Consider the following 10,194-nt stretch of genomic DNA (forward strand, 5'->3'; position numbering starts at 1 on the left):
CTCCTAGCCGCGTGACCCACCGCGTGGTGGGTCTAGAGTCGAATCGCGATGACGATCGACGTGTGGATGCAACATCCGACGCAACGGTTTCTGCGCAGCGACATGCTGGCCTCGCTGCGGCGTTGGACCGGGGGATCGATCCCCGACACCGACATCCCGATCGAAGCGACCCTCGGCGCGATGGACGCCGCCGGCGTCGACTTCGGCCTGCTGAGCGCGTGGCTCGGCCCGGCCGGCCAGGACTTGGTCTCCAACGACGAGGTGGCGGGATGGGTGCGGTCACACCCGAACCGGTTCGCCGGCCTGGCGACGGTCGACCTCGATCGCCCGATGGCCGCGGTCCGCGAGCTGCGGCGCCGCCTGAAGGAGGGATTCGTCGGCCTGCGGGTGGTGCCCTGGCTGTGGGACGCGCCGCCCACCGACCGCCGCTACTACCCGCTGTTCGCCGAATGCGTGGAATCCGGGGTGCCGTTCTGCACCCAGGTTGGTCACACCGGCCCGCTGCGGCCGTCGGAGACCGGGCGGCCGATTCCCTACATCGACCAGGTGGCCCTCGACTTTCCCGAACTGGTCATCGTCTGCGGCCACGTCGGCTACCCGTGGACCGAGGAGATGGTGGCCGTCGCACGCAAGCACGAGAACGTCTACATCGACACCTCGGCCTACACCATCAAGCGGCTGCCGGAAGAGCTCGTCAGGTTCATGAAAACCGGCACCGGGCAACGCAAGGTCTTGTTTGGCACCAACTACCCGATGATCATCCACGCCCACGCTCTCGCGGGACTGGATGAACTTGGGCTCAGCGACGACGCCCGCGGAGACTTCTTGCGCGGCAACGCACAACGCGTTTTCAGACTGGAGGAAAACAGGTGAACGGCGCACAAGCCCTGATCAATACCCTGGTCGACGGCGGCGTCGACGTGTGCTTCGCCAACCCCGGCACGTCGGAGATGCACTTCGTGGCCGCACTCGACGCGGTGCCCCAAATGCGGGGTGTGCTAGCCCTTTTCGAGGGAGTGGCCACCGGCGCGGCCGACGGATACGCGCGCATGGCCGGTCGACCGGCCGCGGTGCTGTTGCACCTGGGCCCCGGGCTGGGTAACGGCCTCGCCAACCTGCACAACGCGCGCCGCGCCCGGGTGCCGATGGTGGTGGTCGTCGGCGACCACGCCACCTATCACAAAAAGTACGACGCGCCACTGGAATCCGACATCGACGCCCTGGCCGGCACCGTCTCGGGATGGCTGCGCCGCACCGAGCAGACCGCCGACGTCGCGTCCGACGCCGCGGAGGCGATTGCGGCCAGCGGGTCGGGATCGCATATTTCGACGCTGATCCTGCCCGCCGACGTGTCCTGGTCGGATGGCGGGCAACCGGCGCGAACTCCGCCCGCCGAGCCGCCGCGACCCGATCCCGCCCTGGCGTCCGAGGTGCTCGAGGTTTTGCGTTCGGGGGAGCCCGCGGTGCTCATGATCGGCGGCGACGCCACCCGAGGGCCCGCGCTGGCGGCCGCCGCCCGCATCGCCGAGGCGACCGGGGCCAGGCTGCTGTCCGAGACGTTCCCGGCCCGACTGGAGCGCGGCGCGGGAGTCCCCGCCGTCGAGCGGCTGGCGTACTTCGCCGAGGCGGCCACCGCCCAGCTCAACGGCGCCAAGCACCTGGTGCTGGCGGGCGCCAAGTCGCCGGTGTCGTTCTTCGCCTACCCGGGCATGCCCAGCGACCTGGTGCCGGCCGGCTGCCAGGTGCATGTGCTCGCCGAACACAACTGCGCCGCAAACGCTTTGGCCGCATTGGCCGACGAGCTGGCGCCCGGGACGGTTGCGCCGGTGGCGGCCGCATCGCGTCCGCAGCTGCCCACGGGTGCGCTGACGTCCGCGTCGGCGGCCGAGGTGATCGGGGCGCTCCTGCCGGAAGGGGCGATCGTCGTCGACGAGTCGAACACGTCGGGCATCATGCTGGAGCGGGCCACGGCCGGTGCGCCGGCCCACGATTGGCTGACGCTGACCGGCGGCGCGATCGGCTACGGCATTCCCGCCGCGGTGGGGGCCGCGGTGGCCGCGCCCGATCGTCCGGTGCTGTGCCTGGAATCCGACGGGTCGTCGATGTACACGATCTCGGGGTTGTGGACCCAGGCGCGCGAAAACCTCAACGTGACCACCGTGCTCTACGACAACAGCGCCTACGACATCCTGCGGATCGAGCTGGGGCGCGTCGGGGCCGGGTCGTCGCCCGGCCCGAAGGCGCTCGACCTGCTCGACTTGTCGCGTCCCACAATGGATTTCGTCAAGATCGCCGAGGGCATGGGAGTTCCCGCGCGCCGCGTCACCACGGCCGAGGAGTTCGCCGATGCCCTGCGCGTGGCCCTGGCCGAACCGGGGCCGCACCTGATTGACGCCGTGGTGCCCTCACTGACGGGCTAGGATTGGGCGGCTGTGCGCCGCCTCACCGCTCGCTCAGCGCCGGAAGGTGTGCGACGAGCCAGTCCGTCATCGCATCGACAACCTCGACGCCGGCTTCGAACGCGTGGGCCTGGGCCGCCAGCGCCACACCCACATCCCCGGAATCCGTCGGCACGATGCCGAGTTGCCGGACCAGGTAGTCGCCGCGCACCCCGGGGCCCCAACCGCCCTTGGCCGCAAACCCTTTGGCGGCCAACCCCCATCGCTGGGTGGCGGTGAGGCGGCGCATGAGGTCGACGACGGTGGCCGCTTGGGCGATGCCCGAAAGCTGGGCGGCGAAGCGCGCCTGCCGGCCCAGCGCCCATTGCGTCTGCCCAAAGGCGGTGTAGCCGCGGCGAAGTCGCTGGGATTCGACCACGGTGTCCGCGTCACCGCATTCGTTGACGACGGCGCTCACCCGCCCGGCGGCCTCCGCCGGCTCGCCCAGCTGGGACCACAATTGCTCGGAGGCATGGTTGTCGGATTCGGTGATGGCTTTGACAACGAGATCCCGGGCGCGCCCCGGATCGGCGCGCAGGGCGGCAATCGCCAACGGCACCTTGATCGTTGACCATGCGACGCCGGACGACCACCGGCCCCACGAGTACACCTCGGCAATACCCGGGTGAGCGATAGCAATGCCGATGGTCGCCGGGACGGTGGCGGCCAGCTTCTCGAAGCTCGCTTCGATCGCGGGCGCTACCGGCGAATCGGCCATACCGGATCACCGCAGTCGACACCCTGTGCCGACAATTGCCGCTTGAGCACCTTGAAGGTCACCGTCCGCGGCAGCTCCGCGCTCACCCGCACGTACGACGGCCACTGCTTGGGGCCCAGGTCGGGCTGTTCGGCCAGGAATGCCCGGAACTTCTCGGGATCGAACTCGATGCCGGCCGCCATGACCACCGCGGCCATCACCTGGTCGCCGACGACCGGGTCGGGCACCGCGTACACCGCGACCTCGGTGGCGTCGGGGTAGCGCAGCAGCACGCGCTCGATCGGGGCCGCGCCCAGGTTCTCCCCGTCCACCCGCATCCAATCGCCAAGCCGTCCAGCGAAATACGCGTAGCCGGCCTCGTCGCGGTAGCCCAGGTCGCCGCTGTGGTAGATGCCGCCGGCCATCCGCTCTGCCTCGGCGGCCTCGTCGTTGTAGTAACCCTCGAAGCGGCCCGGCCCGGCGGTGTTCACGATCTCGCCGACTACCCCGACGGGGCACGGCTCGCCGGTGTCGGGGTCGACGATCTCGACGCCCTCCGGTAGCGGGCCCAGCGCACCCGGCGGGGTGTCGGGCGTGCGGGCGATCGCCACCCCGCCCTCGGTTGAGCCGAACCCGTCCTGCACGACGCAGCCGAACCTGCGGCCGAATCGTTCGATGTCGCCGGGCACGCCCTCGTTGCCGTAGACCGCCCGCAGCGGGTTGTCGGCGTCGTCGGGCTGCTCCGGGGTGGCGAGCACGTACGACAACGGCTTGCCGACATAGTTGGCGTAGGTGGCCCCGTAGCGGCGGACGTCCGGTAAGAACCCAGACGCGGAGAACTTGCGCCGCAACGCCATTGACCCCTGGCACGCGGCGGCCACCGCCCAGCCGACCAGCACGGCGTTGGAATGAAACAACGGCATCGACACGTAGCAGACGTCGTCGCGTCCCAGGCCGAAGCGCTGTGTCATCGTCACGCCGGCGATCGCGACCTTGCCGTGGCTGCACTTCACCGCTTTGGGCTCCCCGCTGGTGCCCGAGGTGAAGATCAGCATGAACAGGTCCGCGGCCGAGGCGGACTGAAAACGGGGCTCCGCGTCGCGATGCGCGTCCACCTCGGCGGCCCACGCCGCGGACTCGACGTTGACATGCGCGATGTCGCCCAGCGGCTCGGCCGACTTCGAATCGGCAAGCACCACTTGACAGTCGGCGTGGGCGATGTCGCGGGCCAGCGCCTCACCGCGCCGGACCGGGTTGAGCCCCACCGGCACGATGCCGGACATCCCGGCTGCCACCAGCATCGCCGAGAAGAAGGGGGTGTTCTCCAGCAGCACGCCGACGTGCGGCGGCTTGGCCGGGTCGAGGCGCTCACGCAGCGCCGCCGCGATCGCGGCACCGTGCCGGAGGTGATCACGCCAGCTGACGAACGTGTCCTCGAAATAGACGCCGCGGTCGTCGGTTTCGGCCAGCGGAACCAGGAGCTTGGTGACGGTCGGGTCGGCTGGGATCACGAAGCCCACGGTGACCCCGCCTGTTCCACGGACGTCGCCCTCAGGCCGGCGTTTCCGCCAGTTCGCGGCCGATGCGCCGCAACTGTCCGGTGGCACCGTGCAACGCGAACTCGATCTCCTTGGCGGCCAGGAAATAACGGTGCACCGGGTGATCGGTGTCGACGCCGACGCCACCGTGGATGTGCACGATGGTGTGCGCCACCCGGTGCCCGGCGTCGGCGGCCCAGAACGCCGCGCTGGCGACGTCGATGTCGGCGGGCATGTCCTCCGACACGCGCCAGGCCGCCTGGGTGAGCGTCAGCCGCAGGCCCTTGACGTCGATATACCCGTCGGCCAGTCGCTGTCCCACCGCCTGGAAGCTGCCGATCGGGCGGTCGAACTGCTCGCGGGTGCGCGCGTATTCGGCCGTCATTTGCAATCCCCGCTCGAGCACCCCGAGCTGAAAGGCGCTGCGCCCCAAAGTAATCAGCGTGTCGAGCCAGGCGACGACAACCCCGTCGCCGACGATCCGTCCACCGTCCACCTGCGTCCCGTCCAGGGCCAGGTGCCCGACGCTGCCCCGCCCCGTGGTTTGCAGCGCCGTCACCGTGACGCCCGGGTCGTCGGCCGCGACGAGGAAAACGGCTGTCCCGGAATCGGTTTCGGCCGGAACCAGGAAGGCGTCCGCGACGGGCGCAAAGCCGATCTGGGTGCGCGTCCCGGTCAGCCGGTAGCCCGCACCGTCGCTGACCGCTTGCACCGCGCCCTCACCCATCTCGCCGTCGAGCGCGACGGTGAGGATTTTCTCCCCTCGCACCGCCGGGGCGCCCCAGGCCTGCTGCAGCTCCTCGGAGCCGAACCGGGCCAGCGCCCCGGCGCCCAGCATTACCGATTCCAGGTAGGGCACCGCGGCCAGCTGGTGGCCCAACGCCACCAGAATGGCGACCTGCTCGAGCACGCCGAAGCCGTCGCCGCCCAATGACGCCGGCGCCGCGCTGGTCAGGATGTCGGCCTCGACCAGCTTGTCCCACAGCGCGCGGTCGAATCGTTGCTCCAGCCCGTCCAGCTCGCGGTGGTGCTGCGGCGTGCACACCGCATCCACGATGGTGTCGACCAACCCGCCGAGGTCCTGTGCCGCTTCTGTCGTCGTGAAGTCCATGAATTCTCGTCCTTATATATAGAGAAAGCTCTAGCGGTTGGCTCGGGGCAGGCCCAGCGCGACCATTCCGATGATGTCGCGCTGCACTTCGTTGGTGCCGCCGCCGAAGGTGAGGATCAGGCAGGCCCGGTGCATCCGCTCGACCCGGCTGCGCAGCAGCGAACCCGGCGAATCCTGGCGGACCGTTGCCGCGGTGCCGAGCACCTCCATCAGCAGCCGGTAGGCCTCGGTGGCCAGCTCGGTCCCGTAGACCTTGGCCGCCGACGCGTCCGCAGGGTTCAGCGATTCGCTGTCCGACGACGCGAGCTCCCAGTTGATCAGCTTGAGCACCTCGGCCTTGGCGTGCACCCGGGCCAGGTTCAGCTGCACCCATTCGGAGTCGATGAGCCGGGCCCCGCCGCCGTCCTTGGTGTTCTGCGCCCACTCGCGAACCTCGCGCAGGGCCAGGAAGATCGGCTGCGGCGACACCAATGCGACCCGCTCGTGGTTGAGCTGGTTGGTCACCAGCTTCCAGCCGCCGTTCTCCTCGCCGATCAGGTTGGTCACGGGCACCCGCACGTCGGAGTAATACGTGGCACTGGTGTCCACACCCGCCATGGTGTGCACCGGCGTCCAGGAGAAGCCCTCGGCGGTGGTCGGCACGGTCAGCATCGAAATGCCGCGGTGCTTCTTTGCCTCCGGGTTGGTGCGCACCGCCAGCCAGACCCAGTCGGCGTAGGCGATCAGGCTGGTCCACATCTTCTGGCCGTTGATCACGTAGTCGTCGCCGTCGCGCACCGCGGTGGTGCGCAGGTTGGCCAGGTCGGTGCCGGCGCCGGGCTCGGAGTAGCCGATCGAGAAGTGCAGTTCGCCGGCCGCGATCTTGGGCAGGAAGAACTTCTTCTGCTCGTCGGTGCCGAAGGCCATGATCGTCGGCGCCACGCTGTTGATCGTCAGGAACGGCACGGGCACGCCGGCGATCGCGGCCTCGTCGGTGAAGATCAGCGAGTCCATCGGGGAGCGGTCCTGGCCGCCGTACTCCTTGGGCCAGTTCAGGGTGAGCCACCCGTCCTTGCCCATCTGCGCGACGGTGTCGCGGTACGCGTTGCCGGTCCCGACCTCGCCCTCGGTCGACGTCAGCGCCGCGCGGCGCTCCGGGGTCATGAGCTTGGTGAAGTACGACCGCAGCTCGCGACGCAGCTCCTCCTGTTCAGGGGTGTAACTGATGCGCATTCCAGCCGTCCTTTGGTTAACGTGACACGCGTAGCTCGACCAACGGCTACCCGTTCGCCTCCCCGGTTGTAACACGTTCTAGTCTGGGAATCCAGCGACCGTTTCGCCTGGCGCACCGGGGCCCTATGGTGGACCTACGAACCGATAGGGCGTGCGCTCAGGTTGAGGGCCAGTTTCGAGGAGGGTGCCGTGCGGGTGATCGTGGATCGTGACCGGTGTGAAGGGAACGCGGTGTGCTTGGGAATCGCACCCGACCTCTTCGATCTGGACGATGAAGACTATGCCGTCGTGAAGATCGATCCGATTCCGCCCGACCGGGAGCCGCTGGCCGAGCAGGCGATCGCCGAGTGCCCGCGCGCTGCTCTATTGCGCGGCGAATAAGCACAGCCTGAACACAGACTAGAGGTATTCATAAATTGACTAGCAGCACAAACGCGACCGATCTATCCGGAAAGGTCGCGGTGGTGACCGGCGCGGCCGCGGGGCTGGGACGCGCCGAGGCGCTCGGCCTGGCCGGGCTGGGCGCCACCGTCGTCGTCAACGACATCGCCGCCGCGCTGGACGCCTCCGACGTCATTGACGAGATCAACTCGGCAGGGGCCAAGGCGGTCGCGGTGGCCGGCGACATTAGCCAGCGCTCGACCGCCGACGAGCTCGTGGCCACCGCCGATGGGCTAGGTGGCCTGGACATCGTCGTGAACAACGCCGGGATCACCCGCGACCGGATGCTGTTCAACATGTCCGACGAGGAATGGGACCTCGTCATCGCCGTGCACCTGCGCGGCCACTTCCTGCTGACCCGCAACGCGGCCACCTACTGGCGCGCGAAGGCCAAGGACGCGGGCGGTCAGATCTTCGGCAGGATCGTCAACACCGCATCGGAAGCCGGCCTGGTCGGGCCGGTGGGGCAGGCCAACTACGGCGCGGCCAAGGCCGGCATCATCTCGCTCACCCTCACGGCCGCGCGGGCGCTGGGCCGCTACGGGGTGTGCGCGAACGCGATCTGCCCGCGGGCCCGCACGGCGATGACGGCCGACGTCTTCGGCGACGCGCCGGAGGTGGAGGAAGGCGGCATCGACCCGCTCTCGCCCGAGCACGTGGTGAGCCTGGTGAAGTTCTTGTCGTCGCCCGCCGCCGCGGAAGTCAACGGGCAGGTGTTCATCGTTTACGGACCGCAGGTGACACTTGTGGCCGCACCGACGGCGGAGCACAGATTCAAGGCGGACGGGCCGGCCTGGGAGCCCGGCCAGCTCAGCGGCGCCCTCCAGGAATACTTTGCTGGACGCGATCCGGAGCGAAACTTTTCCGCCGTCAACCTCATGGAGCAATGACGGGGTAAACGCGCTTTTTAAGCTGAAAATGCCGAGTAGAACACGTGTCAGATTGAACCCTCAGCAATACCTCTGACCTGGACAAATTAACGGTTCGGATACGGAAATGCTGTTCATTGACATGGTGCTCTTTCTCTGAGTTAATATGATCCGGCTGACACCGAGCCGCATGCGACCGAAGACAACGTTAAGGCGACACACAGGCTTCGCCGCGAGCAGCAGAGGGGGGCGGCCAAGTTGATAGAACAACTTTCGGTTCCCGCCCGCGCTGTGGGCGGGTTCTTCGAGATGATGATCGACACCGGCCGCGAGACTTTTCGACGGCCGTTTCAATTGGGGGAGTTCCTCGAACAGACGTGGATGATCGCCCGCGTGTCGCTGGTGCCGACGCTGCTGGTGTCCATCCCCTTCACCGTGCTGGTCGCGTTCACCCTCAATATCCTGCTGAGCGAGATCGGAGCCGCCGACTTGTCGGGCGCCGGAACGGCTTTCGGCACCGTCACCCAGCTCGGCCCGGTGGTGACGGTGCTCGTCGTCGCCGGCGCGGGCGCCACCGCGATCTGCGCCGACCTGGGTGCCCGCACCATCCGGGAAGAGATCGACGCGATGCGCGTGCTCGGCATCGACCCGGTCCACCGGCTCGTGGTGCCAAGGGTTTTGGCGTCGACCGTGGTAGCGCTGCTCCTCAACGGCCTGGTGTGCGCCATCGGCCTATCCGGCGGCTATGTGTTTTCCGTCTTCCTGCAGGGCGTCAACCCGGGCGCCTTCATCAACGGCCTAACCGTGCTGACCGGGCTGCGCGAGCTGGTGCTCGCCGAGGTCAAGGCGCTGCTGTTCGGCGTGATGGCCGGGCTGGTCGGGTGTTACCGCGGCCTGACCGTCAAGGGCGGACCGAAGGGCGTCGGTAACGCGGTCAACGAGACCGTCGTCTACGCGTTCATCTGCCTGTTCGTCATCAACGTCGTCATGACCGCCGTCGGCGTGCGGATCACCGCCAAGTGAGCACTCGATGAGCTACGACGCCACCCTCCGGTTTCGCCGTTTCATGTCGCGGCTGCAGGGGCCCATCGACGACTTCGGCGAGCAGGCGTTGTTCTACGGCAAGACAGTGCGTTACGTGCCGCAAGCGCTCACCCAATACCGGAAGGAGACGATCCGGAACGTCGCCGAAATGACGCTGGGCGCGGGGGCTCTCGTCATGATCGGCGGCACGGTCGGCGTCGCGGCCTTCCTGACCCTGGCCTCCGGTGGCGTCATCGCCGTGCAGGGGTATGCGTCGCTGGGCAACATCGGCATCGAGGCGCTGACGGGCTTCCTGTCGGCGTTCCTCAACGTCCGCGTCGTCGCCCCGGTGATCGCGGGCATCGCGCTGGCGGCCACCATCGGAGCGGGCGCCACCGCGCAATTGGGCGCGATGCGGGTGTCCGAGGAGATCGACGCCGTCGAATGCATGGCCGTGCAGTCGGTTTCCTACCTGGTGTCGACCCGGCTGATCGCCGGCCTGATCGCGATCATTCCGCTGTACTCGCTGTCGGTGCTCGCCGCGTTCTTCGCCGCCCGGTTCACCACGGTGTACATCAACGGGCAGTCCAAGGGCCTCTACGACCACTACTTCAATACGTTTCTCATCCCGTCGGACCTGCTGTGGTCGTTCCTGCAGGCCATCGTGATGGCCATCGCGGTCATGCTGGTGCACACCTATTACGGCTACAACGCCAGCGGCGGCCCGGTCGGCGTCGGCATCGCGGTCGGTCAGGCTGTGCGCACCTCGCTGATCGTCGTGGTCGTCATCACCTTGTTCATCTCGCTGGCCGTGTACGGCGCGTCCGGTAACTTCAACCTCTCCGGGTGAAGGGAGCTCCCGAAA

Annotated in this window: 10 protein-coding genes; 6 read left to right on the forward strand and 4 right to left on the reverse strand. The window is 68.2% G+C overall.

The genetic code is table 11. The features are described from left to right. Window positions 1–48 precede the first annotated feature (48 nt). Together AC5Y4S_RS22760 and AC5Y4S_RS22765 are read left to right on the forward strand one after the other, a co-directional pair. Window positions 49–873: an amidohydrolase family protein gene (locus AC5Y4S_RS22760; RefSeq protein WP_500034867.1), complete on the forward strand. Its 825-nt coding sequence runs from the start codon at window positions 49–51 to the stop codon at window positions 871–873. Continuing rightward, window positions 870–2,420 (forward strand): acetolactate synthase large subunit, encoded by a 1,551-nt coding sequence (locus tag AC5Y4S_RS22765; protein WP_500034868.1) that lies wholly within the window; start codon window positions 870–872, stop codon window positions 2,418–2,420. Before AC5Y4S_RS22760 ends, AC5Y4S_RS22765 begins: the two co-directional genes overlap by 4 nt. A gap of 22 nt (window positions 2,421–2,442) precedes the next feature. Here AC5Y4S_RS22765 and AC5Y4S_RS22770 read toward each other — a convergent pair whose 3' ends face one another. The 4 genes from AC5Y4S_RS22770 to AC5Y4S_RS22785 are packed head-to-tail and all read right to left on the reverse strand — an operon-like array spanning window position 2,443 to window position 6,996. Continuing rightward, the gene (locus tag AC5Y4S_RS22770; RefSeq protein ID WP_500034869.1) at window positions 2,443–3,156 is read right to left on the reverse strand and encodes a serine hydrolase; all 714 of its coding nucleotides are present in this window, start codon (window positions 3,154–3,156) and stop codon (window positions 2,443–2,445) included. Further along, window positions 3,138–4,646 (reverse strand): long-chain-fatty-acid--CoA ligase FadD17, encoded by a 1,509-nt coding sequence (fadD17, locus tag AC5Y4S_RS22775; protein WP_500034870.1) that lies wholly within the window; start codon window positions 4,644–4,646, stop codon window positions 3,138–3,140. The genes AC5Y4S_RS22770 and fadD17 overlap by 19 nt, the downstream gene beginning before the upstream one ends. A gap of 40 nt (window positions 4,647–4,686) precedes the next feature. Continuing rightward, entirely contained in the window at window positions 4,687–5,784 is a 1,098-nt protein-coding gene (locus tag AC5Y4S_RS22780; protein ID WP_500034871.1) for an acyl-CoA dehydrogenase family protein, read from the reverse strand. A gap of 30 nt (window positions 5,785–5,814) precedes the next feature. Beyond that, entirely contained in the window at window positions 5,815–6,996 is a 1,182-nt protein-coding gene (locus AC5Y4S_RS22785; protein WP_068105420.1) for an acyl-CoA dehydrogenase, read from the reverse strand. 189 nt (window positions 6,997–7,185) lie between these two features. Between AC5Y4S_RS22785 and AC5Y4S_RS22790 the strand changes: the two genes are divergently transcribed. The 4 genes from AC5Y4S_RS22790 (at window position 7,186) to AC5Y4S_RS22805 (ending at window position 10,179) form a co-directional block, all read left to right on the forward strand. Beyond that, a complete protein-coding gene (locus AC5Y4S_RS22790) occupies window positions 7,186–7,377 on the forward strand; it encodes a ferredoxin (RefSeq protein ID WP_500034872.1) in 192 nt (63 codons plus the stop codon). 35 nt (window positions 7,378–7,412) lie between these two features. Further along, a complete protein-coding gene (locus AC5Y4S_RS22795) occupies window positions 7,413–8,327 on the forward strand; it encodes a 3-oxoacyl-ACP reductase (RefSeq protein ID WP_500034873.1) in 915 nt (304 codons plus the stop codon). 237 nt (window positions 8,328–8,564) lie between these two features. Then, window positions 8,565–9,329, forward strand: a complete 765-nt coding sequence (locus AC5Y4S_RS22800) for an MlaE family ABC transporter permease (protein WP_068185235.1) — start codon at window positions 8,565–8,567, stop codon at window positions 9,327–9,329. Window positions 9,330–9,336: 7 nt separating this feature from the next. Beyond that, on the forward strand, window positions 9,337–10,179 hold the full coding sequence (locus AC5Y4S_RS22805) for an ABC transporter permease (protein WP_068105412.1): 843 nt from the start codon (window positions 9,337–9,339) through the stop codon (window positions 10,177–10,179). Window positions 10,180–10,194 lie beyond the last annotated feature (15 nt).

The sequence above is a fragment of the Mycobacterium sp. NGS64 genome (assembly GCF_059812245.1).

Excerpts from the sequence above, each read along its gene's own strand:
- AC5Y4S_RS22760 (WP_500034867.1), top strand. The coding sequence starts at position 49 with ATGACGATCGACGTGTGGATGCAACATCCGACGCAACGGTTTCTGCGC.
- AC5Y4S_RS22770 (WP_500034869.1), bottom strand. The coding sequence starts at position 3,156 with ATGGCCGATTCGCCGGTAGCGCCCGCGATCGAAGCGAGCTTCGAGAAG.
- AC5Y4S_RS22780 (WP_500034871.1), bottom strand. The coding sequence starts at position 5,784 with ATGGACTTCACGACGACAGAAGCGGCACAGGACCTCGGCGGGTTGGTC.
- AC5Y4S_RS22785 (WP_068105420.1), bottom strand. The coding sequence starts at position 6,996 with ATGCGCATCAGTTACACCCCTGAACAGGAGGAGCTGCGTCGCGAGCTG.
- AC5Y4S_RS22805 (WP_068105412.1), top strand. The coding sequence starts at position 9,337 with ATGAGCTACGACGCCACCCTCCGGTTTCGCCGTTTCATGTCGCGGCTG.